At 72.7% G+C, this 24,158-nt stretch carries 24 protein-coding genes; 15 read left to right on the top strand and 9 right to left on the bottom strand.

Going from position 1 to position 24,158, the window contains the following annotated elements; translation table 11 throughout:
• The first annotated feature begins 61 nt into the window (after positions 1-61).
• Genes WBK31_RS10815 through WBK31_RS10805 form a run of 3 tightly spaced genes read left to right on the top strand, consistent with a single transcriptional unit; the run spans position 62 to position 3,857 of the window.
• Positions 62-802, top strand: a complete 741-nt coding sequence (locus WBK31_RS10815) for a hypothetical protein (RefSeq protein WP_406674745.1) — start codon at positions 62-64, stop codon at positions 800-802.
• The gene (locus WBK31_RS10810) at positions 799-1,707 is read left to right on the top strand and encodes a hypothetical protein (protein WP_406674744.1); all 909 of its coding nucleotides are present in this window, start codon (positions 799-801) and stop codon (positions 1,705-1,707) included. The genes WBK31_RS10815 and WBK31_RS10810 overlap by 4 nt, the downstream gene beginning before the upstream one ends.
• Complete coding sequence (locus tag WBK31_RS10805) at positions 1,704-3,857, top strand: hypothetical protein (RefSeq protein ID WP_406674743.1); 2,154 nt, start codon at positions 1,704-1,706, stop codon at positions 3,855-3,857. The genes WBK31_RS10810 and WBK31_RS10805 overlap by 4 nt, the downstream gene beginning before the upstream one ends.
• Before the next feature lie 1,117 nt (positions 3,858-4,974).
• Here WBK31_RS10805 and WBK31_RS10800 read toward each other — a convergent pair.
• From WBK31_RS10800 to WBK31_RS10790, 3 genes are all read right to left on the bottom strand, one after another.
• Complete coding sequence (locus WBK31_RS10800) at positions 4,975-5,901, bottom strand: hypothetical protein (protein WP_364068009.1); 927 nt, start codon at positions 5,899-5,901, stop codon at positions 4,975-4,977.
• 15 nt (positions 5,902-5,916) lie between these two features.
• A complete protein-coding gene (fxsT, locus tag WBK31_RS10795; RefSeq protein WP_406674742.1) occupies positions 5,917-9,462 on the bottom strand; it encodes an FxSxx-COOH system tetratricopeptide repeat protein in 3,546 nt (1,181 codons plus the stop codon).
• A 64-nt stretch (positions 9,463-9,526) separates the two neighbouring features.
• Positions 9,527-9,709 carry a hypothetical protein gene (locus tag WBK31_RS10790; protein WP_364068011.1) on the bottom strand — a complete coding sequence of 61 codons (183 nt, stop codon included), beginning with the start codon at positions 9,707-9,709 and terminating at the stop codon, positions 9,527-9,529.
• 77 nt (positions 9,710-9,786) lie between these two features.
• Here WBK31_RS10790 and WBK31_RS10785 point away from each other — a divergent pair, with 77 nt between their 5' ends.
• From WBK31_RS10785 to WBK31_RS10770, 4 genes are all read left to right on the top strand, one after another.
• Positions 9,787-10,923: an FxsB family cyclophane-forming radical SAM/SPASM peptide maturase gene (locus WBK31_RS10785; protein ID WP_406674741.1), complete on the top strand. Its 1,137-nt coding sequence runs from the start codon at positions 9,787-9,789 to the stop codon at positions 10,921-10,923.
• Entirely contained in the window at positions 10,920-12,221 is a 1,302-nt protein-coding gene (locus tag WBK31_RS10780; protein WP_406674740.1) for an aKG-HExxH-type peptide beta-hydroxylase, read from the top strand. Before WBK31_RS10785 ends, WBK31_RS10780 begins: the two co-directional genes overlap by 4 nt.
• Before the next feature lie 92 nt (positions 12,222-12,313).
• Positions 12,314-12,541 carry a DUF2945 domain-containing protein gene (locus WBK31_RS10775; RefSeq protein WP_406674739.1) on the top strand — a complete coding sequence of 76 codons (228 nt, stop codon included), beginning with the start codon at positions 12,314-12,316 and terminating at the stop codon, positions 12,539-12,541.
• Between the two features lie 13 nt (positions 12,542-12,554).
• Positions 12,555-12,884, top strand: coding sequence for a DUF3140 domain-containing protein (locus WBK31_RS10770; protein WP_406674738.1), 330 nt, complete (start codon positions 12,555-12,557; stop codon positions 12,882-12,884).
• Positions 12,885-12,893: 9 nt separating this feature from the next.
• Here WBK31_RS10770 and WBK31_RS10765 read toward each other — a convergent pair whose 3' ends face one another.
• Together WBK31_RS10765 and WBK31_RS10760 are read right to left on the bottom strand one after the other, a co-directional pair.
• Positions 12,894-13,727: an alpha/beta fold hydrolase gene (locus WBK31_RS10765; protein WP_364068016.1), complete on the bottom strand. Its 834-nt coding sequence runs from the start codon at positions 13,725-13,727 to the stop codon at positions 12,894-12,896.
• Positions 13,728-13,899: 172 nt separating this feature from the next.
• Positions 13,900-14,373: a MarR family winged helix-turn-helix transcriptional regulator gene (locus WBK31_RS10760; protein WP_406674737.1), complete on the bottom strand. Its 474-nt coding sequence runs from the start codon at positions 14,371-14,373 to the stop codon at positions 13,900-13,902.
• A gap of 188 nt (positions 14,374-14,561) precedes the next feature.
• Here WBK31_RS10760 and WBK31_RS10755 point away from each other — a divergent pair, with 188 nt between their 5' ends.
• The 4 genes from WBK31_RS10755 to WBK31_RS10740 all read left to right on the top strand — a co-directional run bounded on the left by WBK31_RS10755 (position 14,562) and on the right by WBK31_RS10740 (position 18,995).
• Positions 14,562-15,623, top strand: coding sequence for an LLM class flavin-dependent oxidoreductase (locus tag WBK31_RS10755; protein WP_364068018.1), 1,062 nt, complete (start codon positions 14,562-14,564; stop codon positions 15,621-15,623).
• Positions 15,620-16,237: an NAD(P)H-dependent oxidoreductase gene (locus tag WBK31_RS10750; RefSeq protein ID WP_364068019.1), complete on the top strand. Its 618-nt coding sequence runs from the start codon at positions 15,620-15,622 to the stop codon at positions 16,235-16,237. The genes WBK31_RS10755 and WBK31_RS10750 overlap by 4 nt, the downstream gene beginning before the upstream one ends.
• A gap of 91 nt (positions 16,238-16,328) precedes the next feature.
• Complete coding sequence (locus tag WBK31_RS10745) at positions 16,329-17,504, top strand: MFS transporter (RefSeq protein WP_364068020.1); 1,176 nt, start codon at positions 16,329-16,331, stop codon at positions 17,502-17,504.
• Between the two features lie 144 nt (positions 17,505-17,648).
• Complete coding sequence (locus WBK31_RS10740) at positions 17,649-18,995, top strand: MFS transporter (RefSeq protein WP_364068021.1); 1,347 nt, start codon at positions 17,649-17,651, stop codon at positions 18,993-18,995.
• Between the two features lie 11 nt (positions 18,996-19,006).
• Here WBK31_RS10740 and WBK31_RS10735 read toward each other — a convergent pair whose 3' ends face one another.
• Complete coding sequence (locus WBK31_RS10735) at positions 19,007-20,413, bottom strand: MFS transporter (protein WP_406674736.1); 1,407 nt, start codon at positions 20,411-20,413, stop codon at positions 19,007-19,009.
• Positions 20,414-20,493: 80 nt separating this feature from the next.
• Here WBK31_RS10735 and WBK31_RS10730 point away from each other — a divergent pair, with 80 nt between their 5' ends.
• Both WBK31_RS10730 and WBK31_RS10725 read left to right on the top strand, forming a co-directional pair.
• Positions 20,494-20,949, top strand: coding sequence for a helix-turn-helix domain-containing protein (locus WBK31_RS10730; protein WP_364068023.1), 456 nt, complete (start codon positions 20,494-20,496; stop codon positions 20,947-20,949).
• A gap of 171 nt (positions 20,950-21,120) precedes the next feature.
• Complete coding sequence (locus WBK31_RS10725) at positions 21,121-21,519, top strand: ATP-binding protein (protein WP_364068054.1); 399 nt, start codon at positions 21,121-21,123, stop codon at positions 21,517-21,519.
• A 102-nt stretch (positions 21,520-21,621) separates the two neighbouring features.
• On the opposite strand, the gene WBK31_RS10720 is transcribed toward WBK31_RS10725, so the two are convergent.
• Positions 21,622-22,029, bottom strand: coding sequence for a four-helix bundle copper-binding protein (locus tag WBK31_RS10720; protein ID WP_364068024.1), 408 nt, complete (start codon positions 22,027-22,029; stop codon positions 21,622-21,624).
• Between the two features lie 133 nt (positions 22,030-22,162).
• Between WBK31_RS10720 and WBK31_RS10715 the strand changes: the two genes are divergently transcribed.
• Entirely contained in the window at positions 22,163-22,495 is a 333-nt protein-coding gene (locus tag WBK31_RS10715; protein WP_406674735.1) for a hypothetical protein, read from the top strand.
• Between the two features lie 118 nt (positions 22,496-22,613).
• On the opposite strand, the gene WBK31_RS10710 is transcribed toward WBK31_RS10715, so the two are convergent.
• Both WBK31_RS10710 and WBK31_RS10705 read right to left on the bottom strand, forming a co-directional pair.
• Positions 22,614-23,630, bottom strand: coding sequence for a zinc-binding alcohol dehydrogenase family protein (locus WBK31_RS10710; RefSeq protein ID WP_406674734.1), 1,017 nt, complete (start codon positions 23,628-23,630; stop codon positions 22,614-22,616).
• A 70-nt stretch (positions 23,631-23,700) separates the two neighbouring features.
• The gene (locus WBK31_RS10705; protein WP_378789881.1) at positions 23,701-23,850 is read right to left on the bottom strand and encodes a hypothetical protein; all 150 of its coding nucleotides are present in this window, start codon (positions 23,848-23,850) and stop codon (positions 23,701-23,703) included.
• A 25-nt stretch (positions 23,851-23,875) separates the two neighbouring features.
• On the opposite strand from WBK31_RS10705, the gene WBK31_RS10700 reads away from it, so the two are divergent.
• Positions 23,876-24,130 carry a sensory rhodopsin transducer gene (locus tag WBK31_RS10700; protein ID WP_406675475.1) on the top strand — a complete coding sequence of 85 codons (255 nt, stop codon included), beginning with the start codon at positions 23,876-23,878 and terminating at the stop codon, positions 24,128-24,130.
• Positions 24,131-24,158: the final 28 nt, after the last annotated feature.

Below are 24,158 nucleotides of genomic sequence, written 5' to 3'. Positions count from 1 at the left end.
CTCACGCTTACGCCGGATGGCCGGTTATCGTGGCGATTACCGGCGAGGCGAGGAATGAGGTATGCGACGTTTGAGGGTGTCCGGCTGGTCACTGCTCTTCGGCGCCCTCATTTCGCTGTCCGCATGTTCGAATTCCGCGGAGCCGTTGCGTGACGACCAGATCGTGCAGTGCCTTTCCCCCACCCGGCAAACGGAGCTGGCGGCGGCGGCAGCGGCGCTCGACCACCGCCTGACCGCCGCCGGAGACCGCATCGTCACCCCCACCGCCACGCTCGACCCGATCACATGGTCGAGAACCGACCGCGCCGCCTTCACCCGGGCCTGCCGGGCCATGACCTACGTCGCCCCGCCCAAGTCCCCGGAGAGCCCGTTACCCGCCGCGGTGGCCATCCTGCTTCCCGTGCTGGCCGGCGGGCTGGTGGCACTGATCTCTACCGAATGGCGCAACTCCTCGGAGCTGGCGGTCAAGCACGCCGACGACCTGGGCGACGCCGCCGACGCCTTTCTCGTGGCGGCGCGCGAGTACCGTACCGCCCTGCAGGCCGGCCGGACGCCACAGGCGGGGCCGTACGAGCAGAGCCACGAGAAGCTGGCCGCCGAGCTGGCCCGTGTGAGCCGCTTCCGCCCCGGCTGGCGCCAGGTGCCGGTGGCCCGGCGGCTGCTCCTGGAGCGCCTCACCCGTGAACGGGCCCACGACAGCGACATCGAGCCCGAGCTGACCGCGCTGGCGGAGCGGCTGGCGGCCGTCAACCTGGCGCTGCGCCACCGGTTGCGGCTCCACCTGGAAGTGCGCCGCCGATGACCAACCCCAACCACCCGCCGAGCCCCGACGGCTCCCCCTACACCGGGCCGCTGCTCTTCTTCGACGAGCGGGTGGACCACCTGCCGCTGTTCGCGTTCATCGACGGCATGTACAACCTGCTCAACGAGCGCTTCGGCACCGCGGTCACCGCGGAGCGGATCCTGGTCCGCGGCCACCTCATCCTGGTGTACGGCCGGCGCGGCGCGGGCAAGAGCACCTTCGTCCAGCGCTGTGCCTATCGGCTGGCCAAGGAGATCGAGCTGGAGCGTGTCTGCGTCGCCGACTACAGCCAGGCGACCGGCCACCAGGACTGCGAGGACTTCCACCAGATGGCGCTGTGGCTGGCCCGCCAGATGACCGTCCTCCTGGAGGAGGAGGAGTGGACCGTCCATGAGGACGTGGCGTCGCTGCGGGAGACGACCGATGATCCGAATGCGGCCTTCGGCCGCATCAGGGATGTGCTCAACGAGCGCAACGGAGTCGCCGTCATCCTCCTTCCCGCGTACCTGCCGCTCACCTGGGTGCGCGGCTTCCAGGAGCTGGCGCGCCTGCGGATGGTCTTCTTCGCCGAGTCCGACTCGGACGACGCCGGCAAGCTCGCCCATCACTTCGGCAGGCTTCCCACCTGCCATACGATTTTCCTGCCGATCGGTTCCTTGGACGGCGGGGGCAGCGATATCCGCGAAATTCTGGTCAAACGTCAAGTCTCCCTAGGGGACGCGGAAATGAACGAGCTCTCGGCAGCGGTGCGCGACTTCACAACACCCAGGCAGGCCCTTGAACACCTGGCGGTCTTCTTCGACGAATACGGCACGGAAAACATCACCTTCGAGAAAATCAAGGCGTTCAAGGAGAAGCTGGTGCCGCGCCTGCTCGCCGAGTGGGAAAGAGACAGGCAGTCATGACAACCGGCCCAGGACCGCGCGAGCCCGAGGTCCCCGTTACCTACACCCTGCGCCTCGCCGACGACGCCGATCCCACCGGGATCACCGTGATCACGCCGGCCTTCGACAGCGCCCACCGGTTCGTCGACGGCTACCTCGCGACGAGCGGCGGCGGGCTCGGCGAGTCCGGCCGCGCCCTTGCCCTGATCGGCGACCTGGGGTCGGGCAAGACGCACCTGGCCACGTCCCTGCTGCACCGTATCGCGCGCAGCCACGAGGACGCCGTCATCCTCAAGCTGGACACCCCGCACTCGGAGTTCGGCTACCTGTTCCGCAACATCCTGCTGGAGCAGTTCGGCCGCGAGCGGCTGCACGACCTCGTCATCGACTACTACGGTCAGGTGACCGCGGACGGCATCGGCGACGACCAGGCAGGGCCCGAACTGGCCGAGGAGATCCGGTCGCGGCTGCGCGAGGGCACGATCGACCCGCGCAAGGTGGTCGAGCACTTCCACCTGGCCAAGCGGGTGCTGCAGGAGGAGCTGCGGCGCGTGCTGAGCCACCTGACCGAGCACTCGGTGTGGGCGACGGCGCTGGCGCTCATGGTGATGGACGAGCTGACCGACGCGGTGTGGGAGTGGCTGAGCGGCGCTCCCCCGAGCCGCGAGCTGAAGGCGCGGGGCGTACACCGCCAGCTCCACACCTCCACCGACGCCTACCACACCCTGTCGGTGCTGGTCTATCTCAGCGGCCGCATGCGCCGCCGCACGGTCCTGGTGATCGACGAGTTCGAGAAGCTGCTCGGGGGCGAGGGCCAGGCCGCGCGCGACGCGGTCAACTCCCTGGAAGAGCTGGTCAAGGTGTTCATCGACGCCAGAGGGCTGCTGATCTACTGCGGGCCCACCGACAGCCTGCCGCTGGTCAGCAGGGGCACGTTTCAGCGCACCCGGATCATCACGCCCTCGCCGTTCGGCCGCGAGGAGACGGTCGAGCTCATCGCCAAGCGCGGCCACCAGGTGAGCGAGGCGGTGGCCGAGTCGCTGGTGCAGCTCACCGATGGCAACCCGCGCGAGATCCTCTCGTTGTTCCGCCGTGCGCAGGCGATCGTCGAGCCGACCGGCAGGCCGGTGACCACCACCACGATCAGGGAGGCCGTCAGGCAGCGCCACGAGTTCGAGCCGTGGGAGGTGACCACCACCGTACGCCGCATCCTGGAGGACAGCGGGCTCGACTTCCGCACCGACGTGGTGCTCGCGGCCGACACCGACCCCATCGACTTCTGGGTCCGCTACGCCGACGGCCGGGCCGCGGTCGCCGTGCTCGTCACCAGGTCCCTGCTGAGCGAGGGCGACGACGCCCAGCTCGGACGGCGGGTGGCCGCGGTGCGGGCCGGCCGGATGCCGTGCGAGGTGATCACCGTGGTCAACGGACACCTCGCCACGGGGATGCGGGCCGAGGTGTCTGGCCTGACCGGCCGCCAGCCGCTGCTGTTCAACATGCAGGACTTCGGCAGGAGGTTCAGGGAGACGCTGGAGAGCGCGCTCGGCCGGCTGGCCGCCGCGGCGGAGGAGAACGTGCTGGAGGGCCTGCGCCGCCGGATGGACCGGCTGAGCAGGCAGCAGAGCGCCACCCAGAACATGATCGACCAGTTGCACGCGTCGGTCGCCGGGCTCAGGTCCGCCCCGTCGTCCGGCTCCGCGCAAGCCGGGCTCACGGCGCTGCCGCCGGCCGTGGCCGAGCAGTTCCAGCGGGCCGGCGCAGTCACCGAGGACACCGGCGAGCTCGACCGGCTGCTGCACGACGTCTTCGACGACCCGGCGGGCGGCGAGCACAGCCTGCGCGCCCGGCGGCGGCTGGCCTCGCGGGAACTGGTGGAGGCGGCCGGCGCGGCCATGGTGCAACGGCTGCTGGTGCGGGCGTTTCAGGAGCGGGTGGCGCGGTTCTTGGCCAGCGCGCCGCCGGGGCGGCTGAGCCCCGCCCAGGAGGAGGAGCTACGGGCGATCTGCCGCACCTTCGAGGTGACCGTGCAATCGCTGCCGCTTGCGCCGCTCAGCTCGGCGGCTCCTGAACGGGGTCCGACGCGTCCGCCGCGACCGGACGAGCGGACCCGGGTGCTGGACGAGCTGGGCCGCCGGGTGCTGAACGGAGTGATCTCCGCCGTACGGCCGTGACCGCTCGCCGCAGGCCGCTGTTGGCCGCCACATGCAGCACGTTCACCACCAGCACGGCGGGCGCGATGATCGCCACCGCCCGCGGGTAGCCGGGCGTCAGCGTCAGCGCCAGCAGGATCGCGGTGATGCCGTTCTGCTGGCCGAGCGCGAGGCTCACCCGGTCGCGGAGGGGCAGGCCCCGGGTGATGAGCAGGCCGCCGACGACGGCCTGCGCCGCGAACGCCGCGCCGCCGAGCACCAGCGCCATGGCCGGCTCGATCCCGGCGACCAGCAGCGTGCCCACCGCGAAGGTGGCCAGGTAGAAGGCGCCGGTCAGCGCCCCGTCGAGCAGCCTGCCCAGCGCGGGGCGGAAGAACAGCCCGATGAGGGCCATGCCGAGGACAAGGAACTGCGCGGTGGCGAACGCCAGCAGCGCGATGAGCACCAGCAGCGAGACGGCTCTGACCAGGCCGGGCCGCGGCCGCCTGAGGCCTGCCAGGCGGCGGGCCGTCGTCACGGCCGCCAGGACCGCCGCGGCGAAGAGCAGGTTGATCCCCAGGTTCGCCAGGTAGTCGCCGTAGCCGTCGCCGAGACCGCCCAGCACGAGGGACGACAGGTATACGGTCAGCAGCGCGGTGATCGGGTCGTCGAAGGAGGCCCAGGCCAGCAGCAACGACCTGGCGCGCGGCGACATGCGGGCCCGGCCGATCAGCGCGCCGACCGACAGCGGGTCGATCTGGGCGACCGCCAGCGCCAGCAGGACGACGGCGGGTTCGCCGAAGAACAGCCACATGACGCTCGCGATCAGCGCCGTCTTCAGCAGCACGCCCACGGTGACCGCGAGCACGACCGTCCTGACGTCACCGGCGACCGACTCCTTGTCGATGCCGTGCACGCTGCCGTACAGGCCGAGGCAGAGCAGGGCCGTCACACCGTAGAGGAAGACCGGATGCCCGGCATGGCTGCCCGGTCCGAGGGCGGCGAAGGCCCAGCCGGCCAGTGCCACGCCGACTCCCTTCGCCAGCCGGTCGGCGGCGGGGTCGTTCAGTAACGGACGCACGCCCTCTCCCCTCGTGGCCGGGCCCCTACGCGACGGTAGCCACTCGCGGGTCATCCGGCCATGGGCCGCGCCGCCACATCAGCCCGTCCCCAGCAGCTCGCCGATCCGGTGCAGCCCCTCGCGCAGCCGGTTCTCGGCGGCGAAGACCTCCGGCTGGAACACGGTGAGACCGGCCACGAACCCCCGGGTGCCGGGCAGCGGGTAGACGTAGAGTGCGCCTGAGACGACGTCGAGGACCAGCCGCCGCAGCGGCGCCTCCGAGAGCTGCCGCAGCGCGTACGCCAGCTCCGGCATATCGGAGCGGAGCCGGGCGGCGAAGTCCTGATACATCTTGCGCGCCCCCTCACCGCCCGCCGCACCGCCGAACCACGGCGCCAGCGCCGGGCTGTCGAGGACGTCGGCCGCGCACAGGAAGCGCCAGTCGCGGTAGACGGCCACGTAGTGCAGGTCGTCGACACAGGCGAGCGAGCCGAGGCAGCTTTCCAGGTCGGCGATCAGCGCGGGATCGGCCCCCTCGCCCGCGGTGGTCCTGAGCACCTGCGTGGCGATGCCGGGCCGGTCCCGGGGGCCGTGCCGGCCACCGGGGAGCTGGTCGGCCTGTAGGTAGACCTCCTTCCTGATGCGCGTGACGAGCCGGGAGACCTGCTCGTCCATGGCGTCGGCGGCGTCGAGGTCGCGGGTCACGCCGATTAGAAACTCCTCCTCGAAGACGTGCCCGCACTGCACGGCCGCGTCCTCGGTCACCACGAACGTGCGTATCAGCTCGCCGGTGCCGAAGCCGCGTAGCAGGCCGTCGAAGCGGACGTGTTCGTTGACGAGCTGGCGGAAGGCGCGCTCCAGGGCCGCGCGCTCCTCGTCGTCCGCCTGCGCGATGGTGAAGATGTGGAAGCCGCGGTCGTAGAAGGCGAGCACCTGGGCGTCCGGCAGGCCGGGCAGCGCCTCCTCGCAGAACGTGATCAGCCGCTCGTGCCCGGCATGGGCGAAGGGCGAGCGCGTCGTCCTCACATGGCCTCCCGCATCTTAGTTCCCGAGGATCTCGATCTCGGCGGCGTGACGGGGCACGTCCTCCGCCCCCGGATGGCCGACCACGCGGCGCCGGGTGTTGGTCAGGTTCTCCTGCACGGCGAGCGTGCGCGGGTGCCCGGGGCCGTAGATCCTGGCCAGGCGGTCCCACGCCCGTTCCTCCAGCACCAGGGCCTGCGCCGGGTCGTCCCGCACCAGCCGGTCCGCCAGCGTCACCGCGGCGGCCAGCGTGTACGGATGCCGGGTCCCCAGCCGCTTGTGCAGCGCCCGGTGGGCCTGCCCGGCCAGTTCCAGCGCCTCGGTCTCGGCTCCGGCCGCGGCCAGGTAGATGGCCAGGTTGACCCGGGCGGCGTGGGTGAAGGGGTGATCGGCCTGCATGGCGGCGAGCCCGGCGACCACCTGCCGCGCGTTGCCGGCCGCGGCGGCGTGCTCGCCCCGTGCGTGCAGGTCGGCGGCCAGGCCGGCCTGGCAGATCAGCGTGTAGAGGTGGGTCGCGCCGAGCAGGGAGCGCAGCTCGTCCAGCGTCTCCCGGTCGCGGGCCAGCGCTTCGAACGAGCGCCCGAGCATTCGTTCGGCCGCCGCGAGGCTGGCCTGCATCCGAAGCATGAGCATGGTGCGCGGCTGCCCTTTGGCGCTCAGGCCGGCGAGCCGATCGGCGGCCGCGCGGGTCAGCTCGTACGACTCGGCGTACCTGCCCAGGTCGCGCAGGAGCACGCCGGCCGTCTGCGCCGTCCGCAGCAGGCCTAGGTCGCTGTCACCGAACAGCGCGCGCCGCCGGTCCATGCGCTGCTTGGCCAGCTCGTACGCGCGGTGCGGCTGGCCGTTGAGCGAGGCGGACAGCGCCAGGCTGTTGAGCGCCTTGCTCGTCCACTCGTGGTCGGCCCCGAACACCCGGTTCATGCCCCCGTAGGCGACCGAGTCCCAGTGGTAGGCCTCCTCGAAGTCGCCCGCCGCCCGCAGGTCGGCCGCGTGGACCTGGGCAGCGATGTACTTGAGCGGGTGGTCGCGCCTGGCCAGGCTGAAGGCCTGCAGCGCTTGGTGGGACAGGGCCAGGGCGGTCTGGGGCCGGTCGAGCATGCGGTAGGTGTTGGCCAGCTCCATGCGCAGCCGGTTGACCAGCTCAGGCTTGGTCCCGGCGCCGGGGGCGGTCCAGCTCCGCAGCGCGCCGTCGCCGATGGCGACCGCCTGTTCCCATGCGCTGCGATCGCCTAGCAGGAACAGGTAGCGGACCTGCCCGATGATCCAGCGCTGCACCATCTCGTCCGCGCATTCGAGAGCGCCCGTGGGGAAGACGTGCTTGGCCAGCTCCAGATACATGGCGGCGTCCGGCCCCTCGGTGTCGGCGGGTGCGTGCCTGGCCAGCAGCGTGAGCACATGGTGGCGGCGCTCCTCGACCTGCCCGGCAGACATGCGGGCGCGGACCAGGGCCGCGGTCACACGGTGCACGCGCAGCCGGCCGCCCGGCCCCGGTTCCACCCTGGCCAGGGCGTGCACGTGCAGCAGCCGCAGCAGGGCGTCGACCATGAAGCCGTCGCCGTACTCGTGGACCAGCGAGACCGCGTAGTCACGTGAGGCGGTGGAGTGGGCTAGGCTCAGCGGGACACCGTCAGAGGAGACGAAGGTCAGCGCCTCCAGCAGCCAGGGGGCGCCCGTGCCGCCCGGCACGCCGTGCAGCAGGTCGAGCATCATCTCGACCAAAACGGCGTGCACGTCGTCGGGGCGGCCGCGTTCACGCAGCTCGCGCTTGATCCGCTCGTAGGTGAACAGGAACCGGTCGACGGTGATCGTGCGCAGGTCCTCGATCGTGCGGCGGGGCCGCTGCGCGCTACTCAGCTGCCGTGCCAGCCACGCCCTGGCCATGGTGACGGCCAGCGGCAGGCGCTCGACGGCCTCGGCCACCCTTGCCGCGCCGTCCTCGCTGAGCAGCTCGTCGCCCGAGGTCAGCAGCTCGACGGCGTCCGCGGTGGACAGGCCGCCGACCTCGACGCGGGTGAAACCGTCCGGCCAGCCATCCGCGCGCGAGGTCACGACGACATGGCCGTACGGACCTTGCGGGATGAGATCAAGGATCTCCTCGGGGTGGTCGGCCTCGTCGAAGATCAGCAGCCAGCGGCCCGCATGGGGAGTGGCCAGGTGCTCTCGCAGCGTGGTCACCGCGTCCTCGCGCGGCGGCAGGCCCAGCTCCTGGCCCAGCCGGCGCAGGCCCTCGCGGGCGGTGTAGGTGTCCTCGGCGTGCACCCAGTGCACGACGTCGTACGCGCTGCGGAAGCGGTGGGCGTATTCGGCGGCCAGGGCGCTCTTGCCGCGGCCTGCCGCGCCCTGGAGCACGCAGCGGCCGGTGCGGTCCCACCGGGGCCCGAGCGCGGCGCGCAGGCTCGCCAGCAGCTTGCGTCGGCCGACGAACTCGTCGTTGCGCTGCGGCAGGTTCGACAGGTCGGGCGGCCGGCCGGGGAAGCGGGCCGTGCCCGCGCCCTCGCCGCCGGCCACGAACGCGCCCCCGACGCCGAGCGTGGCCTGCAGCGCGTCGGCGGCCTCCGCCTCGTCCAGGCCGCGCAGGTCCAGCTCCATCTCGCCTGCCTGGGGCTCGCCCGCGCTCTTGCCGTCCACCAGCACGCGGATGAGCCCTCGGCCGGGAATCGGGGCGGGCCGATCGTGGCGGCGCCGCCAGTCGAAGCCGGTAGGCTCGCCGGCCGGGCCCACGAACATCACGGCCGTGTGCGTGTCGCCGGCCAGCAGGTCGACCGGGGTGCGCTCAAGGTAGTCGTCCTTGCCGACGATGTCTGTGGGGACGCCCCACAGACCGACCTGGGCGCCGATCCACTCTCCCCACACGTCGTAGCCGGGCGCGGAAACGACCGAAACCTGGCGCAGCGTCGTCACCGCGCCACCGCTGAGCAGCTCCACCAGGCGCTCGTAGGCGGCGCGCTGGGTGCCGCCGGAGCCGGGCGGCTCGCTGATGACGGCCAGGTCATCGGAGAAGTAGGCGGCGCTGTCGTAGGGCACCTCGACGGCGATGTCCGTGCCGAAGGCCCCGGTGGCCCGGCGGCGGGCGTCTTGCAGCAGGTCGTCACCGTCGGGGGAGACCATGGTGGGCAGGGGCGTGACGGGGGTGCCCGCCCGCTGTATCCGGCGAGCCGCCGTCGCGGCCTCGTCTATCCCGTACGGGCTGAGCCAGAAGCAGATCACCACGTGGTCGCAGGAACGGATGAGCGGCGACGGCTCCAGGCCCGGCCGCAGGTTGACCAGGACGTAGTCGTAGGGGGCGGAGGCGTCGATCTCCCCGGCGGACGGCACCGCGTGCCACACGGACCGGCCGGGCAGTTCGGTGGCGATCTCCAGGGCGGACCAGTCACCTGGCCCCACCGTCCGCGGTTCGGCCGGGCGCTCGGGGAGGAAACGGCTCAAATGGTGCCACAAAGCGGGTGCCTGTGGCTCCTCGTCGAGGACGAGAACACGTTTTCCCGCCTCGGCGAGAAGAAGCGCGCAGTTGCACAGCGCCATGGTGCGGCCGAGACCGGCCCGGGTCGAGAAAAAACCGATCACGCGAGCATTCGTCATCGTCTCCACCGCCACTGCTTCGCACTATGCCGAGACCGGGCCCACCGACCTAATCCTTGCCCGTGCCGGGCAGGCACGTGTCGTGGCCGAGGAAATAAGTCTCCGACGGATCGCCCGCGTCCGCCAGCAACCGCCGTACGGCGCGGCTCAGCGCACTGTCGGGCAGCCGGGCGACCACGTCGAGGTCGAGTTCCGGCAGATCCGGCAGCTCCGAACGGAAAATCTCCTCCACCTGTCCCCCAGGGCCGAAATCGTAGGCAATTTCCGGTTAACGCGATATTATCCGGTGAGCGTTTCCCCGAGAATTGGATGGCAGTGCATTTATTTCCCGCAGCCATGCCGGAGAGTTTTCGCACATTCGTTCTCAAAGTTCACAGCCGTTGTGATCTGGCCTGCGATCATTGCTACGTTTACGAATCCGCCGACCAGAGCTGGCGCCACCGTCCCCGCATGATGAGCGCCGCGATCGCGTCGGCGACGGCCGCCCGCATCGAGGAGCACGCGGCGACACACGGCCTGCGCTCGGTCAACGTCGTTCTGCACGGCGGCGAGCCGCTGCTGTGCGGCCCCGCCCACCTGCGTACCCTGCTCGCCGTCTTCTCCGGGATGTCCGTACGCGCCAACCTGACCGTCCAGACCAACGGGCTACGGCTCGGCCCTGCCGTCCTCGACCTCTTCGACGAGTTCGCCGTCCGAGTCGGCGTCAGCATGGACGGCGGGCGCGCCGCCCACGATCGGCACCGCAAGACCCGTACAGGGCGGGGCAGCTACGACCGGGTCAGGGCGGGCGTGGAGGCGCTGGCCGCCCGTGAGGGCCGCTTCGCCGGGCTGCTGTGCACGATCGACCTGCGCAACGACCCCGTGGAGGTATACGAGGAACTGATCGCGCTCAAACCGCCGGCCATCGACTTCCTGCTGCCCCACGGCAACTGGTCGCAGCCGCCTCCTGGGCGCGTGCCCGGGGGCGGCACCCCGTACGGGGACTGGCTGGTCGCCGTCTTCGACCGGTGGTACGGCGCATCGCCCCCGGAGACCTCGGTCCGCATCCTGGAGGCGATCCTCACGCTGTACCTGGGCGGCCGGTCAGGCACCGAGGGCGTCGGGCCGGAGCCGGCGGCCGTCGTGGTGGTGGAGAGCGACGGCTCAATCGAGCAGAGCGACGCGCTCAAGTCCGCCTATCACGGCGCGGCCCGTACCGGGCTGCACGTGGCCACCGATCCGTTCGACGCGGTTTTCGGCCTGCCCGGCGCGGCGGTGCACCGACCGCCGCCGGCCGCCTGCCTGTCCTGCCCGCACGTGCGGGTGTGCGGCGGCGGGCACGTCGCGCACCGCTACCGCGACGGCGCCGGCTTCGACCGGCCCAGTGTCTACTGCCCCGACCTCTACCGGCTGATCGGGCACATCGGCTCGGTTTTGTCCGGCGACCTGGCCCGGCTGTGCGGATGATCCGCGAGTTTGTGCTGCCTCCCGCGGCGCTCGACGAGCTGGCACACGGCGGCGCTTGGCCCGGCGCGCCCGCCGCGATGGAGCGAGGCAAGAACACGCTGCTCCTGCATGCCGTGGCCACCCGCAGCCGCGAGCTCGGACATCCGGGGGCACAGGCGGCGGCCGACGGGTACCGGCTGCTCACGCACGTCCATCGGGCCGCCCCCGCGGCGGCGGCGCAGACGCTGGGTTATCCGCTGCTCGGCACGTGGGCCTCAGCCACGGTGGCGGCCCTGGAGCGCGGGGCCGACGACGCGGCGCCACACCGGCTCGCCGCCGTGGCCGCCGCCGCCGTCCTGCTCGCCCGGCTGCCCCTGACCGTCCGCTTCCACACGGATGCGGGCGCGGCGGAGCTGCCCGGCCTCGGGCGGCTGGTGCTGCCGGGTATCGCGGCCGGCGAGCCGGTCGCGCTGGTCGCGGACGGCTCCGGCGCCGCCCGCCTGGACGTGGCCGGCGAGCGCTTCCCGCTGCCCCGCGTGCTCCGCGCGGATGCCGAGGCAGGCGGCGCCCACGGAGAGAGGGCTCGATGGGAGGGCGTGCGGGATGCCGGGTTCCTGCTCGACGACGTGGACCCGTGGCGCTTCCCCGGGCCGATCCCGCCGCTGGAGCGGCTGGCCGGTCCGGAGGCGGCGGCCTGGGGCACGCGGCTGCGGCGGGCGATGCGGCTGCTCAACGCCCGTCACCCGGGCGTCGCGCGAGCCTTGCGGGAGGTCACCAAGGTCGTCGTGCCGATCTCGCCTCCGGAGGCGGGCACGCGCAGCGCGACGGCCAGGACGGCGTACGGCAGCGTCGCCATGTCGCGGCCGCACGACACCAGGTCCGCCGCGCTCACGCTGGCCCACGAGGTTCAGCACGCCAAGCTGACCATGCTGATGGACCTGTTCGACCTGGTACGCCCGGGCGTGCGTGACCACTACTACGCGCCGTGGCGCGACGATCCACGCCCGGCGGCGGCGCTGCTGCAGGGCGCGTACGCGCACATGGGGGTGGCCGGGTTCTGGCGGGTCGAGCGCCACGTGGCGGCAGACCCCGAGGTGGCGCACAGCGAGTTCGCGCGCTGGCGGGACGCCGCGTACGAGGTGTGCCTGACTCTGCTCGCCGGCGGCGCGCTCACACCGCTCGGCCGCCGCTTCGTCAGGGGCATGCTCGAGACGCTGGCGGCCTGGCGGGCCGAGCGCGTCCCCGCCGAGGCCTCGGCGCGGGCCCGCCGCGCTGCCGCCCGGCACCGGCTTCAGTGGGTCGCCCGCCACAGAAGCTGAGCCCCGGCCTTGACCTCGGCTTGGGGGTATCCGTGCCCTATCCGTGCCCGCGGCCGACGACGCCGCAAGGCTGCGCGGGTAGGGCGGAGATCATGACGAAGAAGCGGAAGCAGGTGCCGTCCGTGGGTGACGAGGTCACCTGGAAGAGCGACGGCTCCACCGCCCATGGCAAGGTCGAGAAGAAGCTCACCGGCAGGCAGGAGGAGGCCGGCCGCACGGTCGCGGCCTCGCCGGAGGAGCCCCAGTACGTCGTGCGCAGCGAGAAGAGCGGCAAGAAGGCCGTGCACAAGCCGTCGGCGCTGCACAAGGACGAGGGGTGAACGGATGGTCGCGGTGAGCGAGGATCACGCGGCGATCGCCAAGGAGTTCGGCGAGGCGGTGAACATGACCGCCAAGGAGCTGGAGGAGTGGCTGGAGACCGACGAGTCCAAGGCGGTCGGTCAGAAGGACGGCGGCGGCGAGTCCACCGGCCACGAGTCGGGGCGCAGGATCGTACGGCTTCTGCGGGCCAAGAAGTCGGAACTGACCGACGACGACTACGCCCACATGCGCAAGGTGCTCGGCTACATTCACCGGCACCTCGCGCAGCGGCCCTCAGGGGACGTCAGGAACACCAAGTGGCGCTACTCGCTGATGAACTGGGGTCACGACCCGCTCAAGTGAGCGCGGCTGTCAGCGTTCGAGGAAGTCCAGCAGGAGTGCGGCCGTACCCGGCGGGTCCTCCAGGATCGGGGTGTGCCCGATCCCGGGCAGCAGCTCGACCCTGGCCCCGGGCACGGCGCGATAATCGGCGGCGGACGACGAGCGCCACCTGCGGTCGTCCGCGCCGAACACCACCAGCAGCGGCTTGCCGAGCCCGGCCAGCCGGTCGGGGAGCGCCCGCCGCCGCAGGTACTCGGTGGTCTCCCGCATCGTCGTGGTGAGCGAGTGGAAGGTCATGAGGCGCACCTCGTCCAGGAGCACCTGGGGGACCTCGAAGCCGGGACGGCTGAAGCCGGTGCCGCCGAACCTGCGGATCTGCTCGTCGTCCGGCGGCCAGCGGTCCGGTGAGAGCGGCAGCGGCTCCTGCGGGATGAACGCCTCCAGGCTCGGCCCGGTGTTGATGAGCACGAGCGCGTCCACCAGGCCGGACCGCTGCTCGGCGAGCGCGGTCGCCACCACGCCGCCGCTGGAGTGCCCGGCCACGGTGGCGCGTTCGATCCCGAGCCGGTCCAGCGCCTCTCCGGCGCGGCGCGCCTGGTCCTCCGTCGCGTAGCTCCGGTCGTCCGGCTTGCCCGACCTGCCGTGTCCGAGCAGGTCGATCCGTATGACGTGGTACGTCTCCGCGAGCGGCGGGACGAGCGCGTCCCACGAGCGCAGCGAGCTTGCGGAGCCGTGGATGAGCAGGAGCGCGGGGGCGTCGCGCGGGCCGTCCTGGCGGACATGGAGGTCTCCGTCGTCCAGGCGCAGGGTGCGGCTCTCGGTGGGGCCGCCCAGCACGCGCGGCCCGTCTTCGTGAACGGTCATGCCCGCCACTGTGCCGGGCGGCGGGTGCGGCGTATTGCAGAAATGTTCCCAGGCCGGGCTCGCGGCGCCTGCGACGGGCCGGGCCCTGGCGCGCCGGTCCCGCACGTCAGGCCGGGCCCTGGCGCGCCGGTCCCGCACGACAGGCCGGGCACCATGGGCGGGGCCGGCGCCGTCAGGAGGGGTGTTCGAGTGACGCCTTGTCGTCGTCCGTGGGGGCGAGCCTGGCCCAGATCTCGGCGAGGCTGCGCAGGTGGTCGTCATCGAGCCGGTCGAAGAAGAGCCTGCGCAGGTCCTCGTGCTGGCGGCGCCACGCCTTGCGCAGCAGCGCGCGGCCCTCCTTAGTGAGGTGGACCTCGAAGCCGCGCCCGTCGTCGGCCGACCGCCGCCGTTCGATGAGCCCCCGGCGCTCCAGCCGGTCGGCGAGGCGGGTGAACCCGCCGCTGGACATCAGCCGCCGCTGCGCCAGCTCCGACATGCGCATGCCCGTGCGGCCCGCCTCCCCCAGCAGCGCCATCACGCTGTATTCGGCCATGCTCACGCCGAGCGGCGCGAGCCCGGCCTCGATCTCCCGCCAGATGCGGTCATGGGTGACCAGGAACCCCCGCCAGGCCGCGTCCTCGAGCTCGTCCAGCCTTTCCGTCGCCATGGGCAGCACCGTATCGGCCCGCGTACGGGTGCGCCAGCCGCGCGTATCTGCCTGCACAGCAAAGCTTACGAAGCACCGTTCAGCACCATCCCGCCTTGTACCAGCGAAACCTCGCGGAATAATTGCCTGCGCAAGCAGATTAATGCAGATGTCCGGAGAGTACCGGGCGCATGTGGAGAGGAGACGACATGCCGTTCGAGATCGGCATCATGACGTTCGGCGAGCTGACGGAGGACCCCCTGACGGGGCACCATCCCTCCCCCAGGCAGCGCGTCCGCGAGACGATCGAGCAGGCGCAGGTCGCCGACCAGGTGGGCCTGGACGTCTTCGGCGTCGGCGAGCATCACAGGTCCGACTTCGTCGGCTCGGCGCCGTCCATCCTGCTGGCCGCCGCCGCCGAGCGCACCGAGCGGATCAGGCTCACCAGCTCGGTCACCGTGCTCAGCTCGGAGGACCCGGTACGCGTGTGGGAGCAGTTCGCCACCATCGACCTGCTGTCCAAGGGACGGGCCGAGATCATCGCCGGGCGCGGCTCGTACACCGAGTCCTTCCCGCTGTTCGGCTACGACCTAGAGGACTACGCGGACCTGTTCCGCGAGAAGCTGGACCTGCTGCTCGCCATCCGCGGGCGCAACCCCCTGACCTGGCGGGGCCGCTTCCGCCCGCCGCTGGTCGATGCGGACATCGCGCCGCGCGCCGACGGCGAGACGATCCCGATCTGGGTGGGCGTCGGCGGCTCGCCCGCCTCGGCGATCAGCACCGGCAGGCTGGGCCTGCCGATGGCGCTGGCGCTGCTGCTCGGGCCGATGACCCTGCACCAGGAGACGGTCAGGCTGTACCGGGCCGCCGCCGCGCAGGCCGGGCACGACGCGTCGGCGCTGCGCGTCAGCATCAACGCCCACGGGTACGTCGGGCGCACCAGCCGGGACGCCCGCGACACCATGTACCCCTACTTCGCCAAGGGCATGATGGACAACAACCACCAGCGCGGCGCCGGCTACCCGCTGTCCAGGCCGGTGTTCGACGCGCAGGCCACGCCCGCCGCCGGGCTGCTGGTCGGCAGCCCCCAGGAGGTCGCCGGCAAGCTGCTCGCCTACCACGAGCTGTACGGCGTGACGCGGGCCATCATCCAGATGGGCTTCGGCGGCATGCCGCAGAAGGAGCACCTGGCGGCCATCGAACGTCTCGGCACCGAGGTGGCGCCCATCGTGCGCGACGAGGTGGCGCGGCGCGAGAGGAGCGCGGCGTGACGGGCGCGACCTTGCGGGTCGTCGTCGTGAACGGCAGCCCGAGCGAGCCGTCCAAGACGATGGGACTCGTGGACGTCATCCTCGGCACGCTGGGGCGCATGACGCCGATCGAGGTGTCCCGCGTGCACGTCTACCGGCTCGGCCCCGGCTTCACCGGGGCGATCGAGCGTGACGACGTCCCGCCGGAGGTGGAGGCCGCGCTGCGGCTGGCCGAGGGCGCCGATCTGCTGGTGGCCGCGGCGCCGGTGTTCAGGGGCTCGTACCCGGGCATGTTCAAGCACTTCTTCGACCTCGTGGAGCAGTACGCGCTGGCGAACAAACCCGTGCTGCTGGCCGCGACGGGCGGGGGCGAGCACCACGCGCTCGTGCTGGAACACGCGATGCGGCCGCTGTTCGGCTTCTTCCAGGCGCTGACCGTGCCGGTGGCGGTCTTCGCCTCGTCCGGCGACTTCGACGGCACGACCCTGCTCAACCCGCGCGTCCACGGACGTATCGAGGTCGGTCTCCGGGACGTGGCGGACCTGCTGCGCTCCCGCGCGACGGGCCCCGCCGCGGCAGCGACCGGCCCCGCGCCGACGCCGGCGGGCCCGGTGTCGGCACCGGCGGCGACCTGACCGTTTCAGCACACCCCGCCCGAATTATCGTGAGAGATCACCCATAGCATGCAGGGGTACATCGGCCGCCCCGAGCCCGGAGACCCCCTGCATGGACCTCGCCACCCGCCGGCGCCGGCAGGCACTGTTCCTGCTCTTCTTCCTTCCGGGCATCGCCCTGTCGTCGTGGGTGACCCGCACCCCCGACATCCGTGACCGGCTGGAGGCGTCCACCGGCGAGATGGGCTGGATCCTGTTCGGCCTGTCGCTCGGCTCGATGGCCGGCATCCTCTGCTCGGGGCGGCTCACCTCCCGCTTCGGCACCCGGCCGGTCATCGCGGGCGGCACCGCCGTACTCGTCGCGAGCCTGGCCGTGCTGAGCACCGGCACCCTGCTGTCGTCGGTGCCGCTGGTGGTGGCGGGGCTGTTCGGGTTCGGGGCGGGGGTGGGCGCCGGCGACGTGGCGGTCAACGTGGACGCCACCGACGTCGAGCGCGTCACCGGCAAGACCACGATGCCCACCCTGCACGGATGCTTCAGCCTGGGCACGGTGGCCGGCGCCGGGATCGGCATCGCGGCCACCGCCGCCCGGCTTCCCGCGCACTGGCACCTGGCCGCCGTCACCGCGTTCTCGCTCGCGCTCTTCCTGTACGCCATCCGCGCCATCCCCGCGGGCACCGGCAGGCTGGAGGAGGCCGGTCGGGCCGGCGGGCGGGCTGCGCAGATCTGGAAGGAGCCTCGGCTGCTCATGATCGGCGCGATCGTGCTGGCGATGGCGCTGGCGGAGGGCGCGGCCAACGACTGGCTGCCGCTGCTCATGGTGGACGGGCACGGCGTAGACGCCGCCTCCGGGTCTCTGGTCTACACGGCGTTCGCCGCCGCGATGACGCTCGGCCGGTTCGGCGGCACGTACGCACTCGACCGGTTCGGCCGCACGCTCGTCGTCCGCGCCAGCGCCGTCTCGGGTGCGATCGGCCTGCTCCTGGTGATCTTCTCCGACAGCGCGGTCCTTGCCGGGGCCGCCGTGCTCTTCTGGGGTCTGGGCGCGTCGCTCGGCTTCCCCGTCGCGCTGTCGGCCGCGGGCGAGACCGGGCCGGAGGGGACCGCCCGCGTCAGCCTCGTCGCCACCATCGGGTACGTGGCCTTCCTCGTCGGACCGCCCGGTCTCGGCTTTCTCGGCGATCATTGGGGGCTGCGGCCGGCGATGCTGGTGGTGCTCGCCTTCGTCGCCTGCGCCGCGTTCCTCGCCTCCGCCGTGGACACCCGCCGCGCCGCCGCTTCGACCTGACCCGGCGGGGCCGGCTGTGCGCGGCGGGCGTTCTGAGAAGCGAACGCGCAGGTTGGGGCGGTCATCCATGGAATGGGCGCCTACTACAGGCTGTAGAGTTACCGCCGTGAGACAGCGGTGGCGCACCCGCAGGGAGGGGACACGATGCGGCGCCCGGCGCAGCTGATCATCTCGGCCACGGTCTTCGTCGATCTGCTCGGCTTCACCCTGATCCTGCCCGCGCTGCCGTTCTACGCCACCGAGCTGGGCGCGACCGGGCTGTGGTTCGGGGCGTTGATGAGCGCGTACTCCGTGGCACAGCTCGTCGCCGCGCCGCTGCTCGGCCGGCTGTCCGACCGGTACGGGCGGCGCCCGCTCGTCCTGCTCGCACTGGCGGGCACCGCCGTGTCCATGGCGCTGACCGGGCTGTCCGCTTCTCTGCCCGCGCTGCTGGCCTGCCGCGTCGTGGCGGGGGCGAGCGGCGGGAGCATCTCCGTGGCGCAGGCGTACCTGGCCGACGTGGTGCCCGAGGAGCGGCGTACGGGGGCGATGGCGCAGATGGGGGCGTCCATCGGGATGGCCTTCGTGCTGGGTCCCGCGCTCGGCGGGCTGCTGGCGCCGCTGGGGTTCGCGGCATGCGCGTACGCGGCGGCGGCCCTGGCCGCGCTCAACTTCATCGCCGCCCTGATCTGGCTGCCCGAACCGTCTCGCACCCGGACCGCCGCGATCGGCACGCCCGGCCAGCCGCCGGCCCACGCCCTCGCCACGCCCGATCACCCGGCCGCGCCTGAAGCCGGCACGCCCGGATCTTCGGGCGCTCACGAGCCCGGAGCATCCGGTCAGCCGGTCGCACCCGAGACGGTCCACGCCGGCGCCGGGGCCGGGGCGGTCCCGAGGCCGGCCGGTGCGGCGCCTGCCGTAACAGCGCAGAGCAGTGGCCGGGCGCCGGTGGCGTTGCTTGCGGCCACCGGGTTTCTGGCGATGGCCGCGTTCGTGGGCATGGAGACCACGCTCGCGTTCCTCGGCCGCGACCGCTACGGCTGGGACGCCACCTCGATCGGCCTGGCGCTGGCGGCGGCGGGTGTGGCGATGGCCGCCGCGCAGGCCGGGCTCGTGCCGTGGCTGGCCCGCCGCTGGGGCGACTCCCGGGTCGCGGCGGCCGGCGCGGTCACGATGACCGTGTGCATGGTCGCGGTGGCCGTCTCCGGCACCTGGTGGCAGGGCCTCGCCGCCGTCTGCCTGCTGGCCGCCGGGCACGGCCTGCTCACCCCGACCGTCTCCAGCCTGCTGGCCGCCTGCGGCCCCTCGGAACGCCGGGGCGCCCGCTTGGGCACCGGCCAGTCCGCCGCCGCGGCGGCCAGGGTCGTCGGCCCGGCGCTCGCGGGCCTGCTGTTCGACGCGGGGACGGCGCTGCCGTACCTGGCGGGTGCGGTCGCCGCCGCGCTGGCGGCCGTAGCCGTACTGGCGGTTCCCGCGCCAGGGCCTGCCGCAGCACCCGAGAGCAGCGTCTGAGCGCCGGCGCCTCATCCTCGGCCGTCGCATCCCGCCGGAGATGTCAGCGAGCAGCGTTCGGCGGACCGCGATCCGGGGTTCGCGCGATCGCCGGGCAGGCTGCGGCCGATCGCCCAGACGGCCAGCGCGCAGGCGGCGAAACCGGCGCCGAGGAGGCTGGAGCCCGTCCAGCCGAACGCGGCGAAGGCGGCGGTGGTCGTGGCCGCGCCGAGCGCGGAGCCCAGCGAGTAGAAGATCATGTAGCTGCCGACGACGCCGCTGGTGCGATCGGGGTGGGCGGCGGTGAGCAGGTGCTGGTTGCTCACGTGTACGACCTGGACGGCGAAGTCGAGCAGCACGATCCCGGCGACGAGCAGCCACAGCGACCACGGGAGCTGCGCGATGGCCGCCCACGAGCAGATGAGCAGGGCGAGCGCGAGACCGGTCGCGGGGGCGGCGCGTCCGGCGTCGGCCCACCGTCCCGCGCGGGCGGCCCCGAGCGCACCGGCGAGTCCCGCGACGCCGAACAGCCCGATCTGGCTCTCGGTCAGCCCCCACGGTGCGCCCGCCAGCGGCAGAGAGAGCCCGCTCCACAGCGTTCCGAACGACGCGAAAAGGAAGAACGCGATGAGCCCGCGCGTCAGAAAGAGCCGCTGCCCGAACGGCCTTCGCCCCGAGGCGTCCACCCTCCGGCGACGGCGCTTCCTTCCCGGCAGGAGTGCAAGCACCGGAGCCGCGAGCCCAGAAGCCTCCCCGCGCAGGCGACGTTCCTCACTCGGCAGGAGCGCGAGCACGAGTGCCGCGAAGCCGTACGAGAGCAGCGCGAGCACGGCGTAGACGCTTCGCCACCCCCACACATCGGCCAACGCGCCGGCGACGACCCGCGCGCCCAGGATGCCCACCACGACGCCCGAGGTGACGACGCCGATGCTGCGTCCGCGTTCCGCCGGTGATGAGATCGAGGCGGCGTACGCCACCGTCGTCTGCACCACGACCGCGAACACCCCGGCCACCGCGAGCCCGGCGAACGCCGCCCACCCTGCCGGCGCCAAGGCCGTCAGGGTCGTGCCCGCGCCGGTGAGCGCCAGGTGTGCGGCGATGAGCCGGCGTCTGTCGAGCACGTCGCCGAGCGGCACGAGCAGCGCCAGCCCGGCGAGGTAGCCGAGCTGGCCGGTCGCGACCAGCCACCCGGTGCGATCCGCGGGCACGCCGAGCTCACGCCCCATCGGCTCCAGGACCGGCTGGGCGGCGTAGACGCTCGCCACCGCGACGCCGCACACCACCGCGAGCAGCGCCCGCCGCCAGGCGTTCATCGGGAACCACAGCCGATCGATCGGCCCCCATCGCCCATCGATCGAGTGCCACCACCCGTCGATCGAGTGCCGCCGCTGATCGATCGAGTCATCGATCGCGCCCCGTCTCGCATGCCGCGCTCCCATCCCTCGTTGGTTGCAATACGAAACCAATCACGACCGTAGGGCATAATGGTTTCAATCTGCAACCGACTGGAGGTGTGCTGGTGACGACCGCGGAGCGCGTACCCGAGCTCGACTGGACCGACCCCCACTGCCCGGTCGCCCGTGCGCTCGACCTGGTCGGCGACCGGTGGAGCCTGCTCGTCATCAGGGACGCGATGGACGGCGCGCGGTCGTTCACCGAGTTCCAGCGGCGGACGGGCATCGCCCGCAACATCCTCACCGACCGCCTGCGCAGGCTGACCGCTCACGGGCTGCTCGCCCGGCGGGCCGCGCCGTCGGGCCGCCGCCAGGAGTACGTGCTCACCGACGCGGGACGCGACCTCTTCCCCGTCATCGTCACCCTGCGCCAGTGGGGCGAGCGGCACGCCTTCGAGCCGGGCGAGCCCCATTCGATCCTGGTGGACAAGGACGGCGTCCCGGTGCCCGAGGTCACGCCGGTGGGCGCCGACGGCGGCGTTCTGGACTCCGGCACCACCCGCGTACGGAAGGTCGAATAGCGGCGCGCCCTGTCCGCCGGCTCAGGATCGGGCCGCTCACCGGAGACCTTTCCGTAAATGTCCGGACGAGTGCCGTACGACGGCGCTTAGGATTTCGGGCAACGGGATGAGCACACGACGAGCGACGCGCTCGTCGCAGAAGCGGCCGATGGGATGGATCAGGCGGTGACCATGGGCGAGTCCTACGGCCTGCGCGTACCGATCGACGACGATCTCGCCCTCCTCCGCGCTTCAGTGGGCGCGTTCGCCTCAGGGGCCGGCCTGAGCAGGCGACGTACGGAGGCGCTCGTCCTGGCGGTCAGCGAGGCGGCGAGCAACGTGCTCGAACACGCCCAGGCGGCGGGCACGGTGAGCGCCCGCAGCGACCCCGACGGCATCACCGTGCACGTCGAGGACGAGCGCGGCGCATTGACCCACGAGCACCTCCGGGGCACCCCGCCCTGGCCACCGCGCCGCGGCCTGGGCCTCTTCGTCATCCAGCGCGTCTGCGATCGCGTGGCGCTCGACCATCCCGGCGGCCGGTCGCGCCTCGAATTGTTCATGAGGTTCAGACCCGACGACCCCGACTGACCCGACGACCCCGACCGGCCCGACGACCCCGACCGGCCCGACGACCCCGACCGGCCCGACGGCGCCGACCAGCCTGACGGCGCCGGCCGCCACGGCTTTTGATCAGCCCAGTGCGGCCATCAGCTCGCGGCACGCCTGCTCGCAGTCGCGGCAGGCCTGAGCGCACGTGACGCAGTGCGGGTGGTGGGTGTGCTGCGCGCACTCGTCCCCGCACGTCTTGCACGCCAGCGCGCATGCCTCCAGCACTGCCCTGGTGAGGTTCGCGTCGTAGCCCGTGTGCCGCGACAGCACCCGTGCCGTCGCCTCGCACAGGTCGGCGCAGTCGAGGTCGCCCCGTACGCACTTGGCCAGCTCCGTGACCTCGGGCTCGCTCAGGCAGGCGTCGGCGCACGCCGTACACGCCTGGGCGCAGCTCATGCACTGCTCGATGCATCTGATGAGGCGGTCCTGGTCCACCTGGCCGAGGTCCTGTGGGTACGCGGAGAGCATCTCCGCCACCTGTGACGTCATTGTCGCCTCCCGTTGCAGAACCCTTCAGCTACCCAGCGGGCGCGGGCCGTTAACGCGTTCCCGGCCGGCCGGTTTTCCGGGTGTTTTCCGGGTATGGCGGGCTGCCGAGCGCGTATCGAAGGAGGTAGTGGTGATGCGAGTGCACCATGGGGAGCCGGTGCGGGACGAGCGCGACACGGCGTACGCGCGGCGGCTCGACCGGGAGGCGGCCGCCGAGACCGCCGCCGTCGTGACGAGCAGCGTCGCGGGCGGGCGTGCCGGGAGCGTGGCAGGCGGCATGGCGAGCCGTGTGGCGGGGCGGCGCGCGCCCGCGCCTGCGGTGGTGGCCGCGCTGCTCGCCGGAGCCTGCGGCGCCGTCGTCGCCGCCCGGCTCATCAGGGCGCGCATGACGAGAGGCGCGGGCGTTCCCGCCCATGGCAGGGGGTGCCTGAGCACGCACGACAGGGTCCGCCATCACGAGCGCTGACGCAGGCCCGACAGGACCCGCCAACACGAGCGCTGACACAGGCCCGACAGGACCCGCCAACACGAGCATCAACGCGAGCCCGGCCCGGTTCTGTCTGCCGCCGGGGCGTCGGTCTTCTTCAATGGCAGGCGACGACGAGCTTGGTGCCGGGGCCGCAGCGCTGGCGTTCCCAGGCGCCGGTGATGCTGGAGAGCGGAACGACCTGCAGGTCCAGCTTGAGGCCGCCGGACGCGGCGAGCCGGGTCATCCGCAGGTAGGCGTCGCGGCGCACCTCGACAGGCGCGTGGAAGATCGCGAAGCCGCAGATGTCGAGCGCGGGCGAGCGTACGAGCGGCGCGGGCAGGTCGATCCGCATGGCGGCCTGCTGGCCGAGCTGGATGTGCCGGGCGCCGTGGCGGGCCGCTCCCATCGCCGCCAGCGCGGGCGGGCCCCACAGCGGGTCGATGATGACGTCCGCCCCGCCACCCGTGGCCTCCCGTATCGCGGCCACCAGGTCGCCGCCGGCTCCAGCACCACCGCCGCCGGTGGCCCCCGTGCCGCCGTCACCGCCGTGGCCATCGGTGCGGCTCGCGCCGCCGCCGCCCGCGCCGTCGAGCTCGACGACGGCGTCCGCGTCCAGGCGGTGCAGGCGCTCGCTTGACCGGGCCGCCGCGACGACCCGGCCCGCCCCGAGCGCGCGGGCGATCTGCACGGCCGCCGTCCCCACCGTGCCGGTCGCGCCCAGGACGAGGACGGTCTCCTCCGGCCGCAGCCTGGCCCGCCACTCCAGCGCCAGCCAGGCGGCCAGGCCGCTGTTGCCGAGCGCCGCCGCCATCCTGCTGTCGACCCCCTCGGCGACGTCGAACAGCGCGCCGGACGGCACCAGGACGCGTTCGGCCAGCGACCCGTACGGCGGCACGACCGTGTCGAAGAACACCCGCCGCCCGTCCGGCAGGCGGCCGACGCCGTCGCTGCCGACGACCGACGGCAGGGGCGGCGGCCCGGTGTAGAAGGTGCCGGACGCCTTGGCGACGTCGAGGTGGCTGAGCCCGGCCGCCTCCACCTCGACGACGGCGGCGTCATCGGAGGGGCGCGGCTCGTCGAACTCGTCGTAGTGCGGCGGCGTCCCGTAATCGTGCAGTACGGCGGCTCTCATGCGGCATCGCCATCCTTCCCTGCGCCCGGCGAAGGCGACGTCGTCCCTGGTCAGGGCGGTCGTAGCAGGTTCACTGCCCACGCAGCCGCCGGGCCATGCCGGACGAACGGCGTACCCGGGTGATAGAGCGGGCCGCGCCGGGGTAGCGGCCTGCTGCCGCGGCAGGAGAACGGGAGTGGCGCATGAGCACCATGGCGGGGAGCTGGAAGATGACGATCACCGACGGATGACGTCCCGGAGACCGGCTGAGCCTGCTCAACCCCAGCCCCGGCCCCGCGCACGTCGAGCTGACGCTGTGCGCGCGAGGCGGCCGGCCGCGCGGGCCGATCCGGGTGACGCTCCCGGCACAGCGCACCCGGTCGGCGACGCTGGAGGAGCTGGCGGGCGCCCTGCCGCCGGGGACGGTGTACTCCGTCGTGGTGGTGTCGGACGCGCCGGTGCTCGTGCGGCCGCACCGGGCCGGCGACGATGTGCCCGAGGTGGGCCGCCCCGCCGCCTGACCCGCCGAGTGCCCTCCCGAAGCCCCGC

The organism is Nonomuraea sp. N2-4H (genome assembly GCF_045291505.1).
Taxonomy (GTDB): Bacteria; Actinomycetota; Actinomycetes; order Streptosporangiales; family Streptosporangiaceae; genus Nonomuraea; species Nonomuraea fastidiosa.
This window is presented reverse-complemented; position numbering and strand designations above follow the sequence as displayed.

Bases quoted from the DNA above. Each gene is read 5' to 3' on its own strand.
- WBK31_RS10780 (WP_406674740.1), top strand. From the start codon at position 10,920: ATGATCCGCGAGTTTGTGCTGCCTCCCGCGGCGCTCGACGAGCTGGCA.
- WBK31_RS10775 (WP_406674739.1), top strand. From the start codon at position 12,314: ATGACGAAGAAGCGGAAGCAGGTGCCGTCCGTGGGTGACGAGGTCACC.
- WBK31_RS10815 (WP_406674745.1), top strand. From the start codon at position 62: ATGCGACGTTTGAGGGTGTCCGGCTGGTCACTGCTCTTCGGCGCCCTC.
- WBK31_RS10765 (WP_364068016.1), bottom strand. From the start codon at position 13,727: ATGACCGTTCACGAAGACGGGCCGCGCGTGCTGGGCGGCCCCACCGAG.
- WBK31_RS10725 (WP_364068054.1), top strand. From the start codon at position 21,121: ATGGGCGAGTCCTACGGCCTGCGCGTACCGATCGACGACGATCTCGCC.
- WBK31_RS10755 (WP_364068018.1), top strand. From the start codon at position 14,562: ATGCCGTTCGAGATCGGCATCATGACGTTCGGCGAGCTGACGGAGGAC.
- WBK31_RS10810 (WP_406674744.1), top strand. From the start codon at position 799: ATGACCAACCCCAACCACCCGCCGAGCCCCGACGGCTCCCCCTACACC.
- WBK31_RS10710 (WP_406674734.1), bottom strand. From the start codon at position 23,630: ATGAGAGCCGCCGTACTGCACGATTACGGGACGCCGCCGCACTACGAC.
- WBK31_RS10735 (WP_406674736.1), bottom strand. From the start codon at position 20,413: ATGGGAGCGCGGCATGCGAGACGGGGCGCGATCGATGACTCGATCGAT.
- WBK31_RS10760 (WP_406674737.1), bottom strand. From the start codon at position 14,373: ATGGCGACGGAAAGGCTGGACGAGCTCGAGGACGCGGCCTGGCGGGGG.
- WBK31_RS10715 (WP_406674735.1), top strand. From the start codon at position 22,163: ATGCGAGTGCACCATGGGGAGCCGGTGCGGGACGAGCGCGACACGGCG.
- WBK31_RS10720 (WP_364068024.1), bottom strand. From the start codon at position 22,029: ATGACGTCACAGGTGGCGGAGATGCTCTCCGCGTACCCACAGGACCTC.
- WBK31_RS10805 (WP_406674743.1), top strand. From the start codon at position 1,704: ATGACAACCGGCCCAGGACCGCGCGAGCCCGAGGTCCCCGTTACCTAC.
- WBK31_RS10745 (WP_364068020.1), top strand. From the start codon at position 16,329: ATGGACCTCGCCACCCGCCGGCGCCGGCAGGCACTGTTCCTGCTCTTC.
- WBK31_RS10740 (WP_364068021.1), top strand. From the start codon at position 17,649: ATGCGGCGCCCGGCGCAGCTGATCATCTCGGCCACGGTCTTCGTCGAT.
- WBK31_RS10785 (WP_406674741.1), top strand. From the start codon at position 9,787: ATGGCAGTGCATTTATTTCCCGCAGCCATGCCGGAGAGTTTTCGCACA.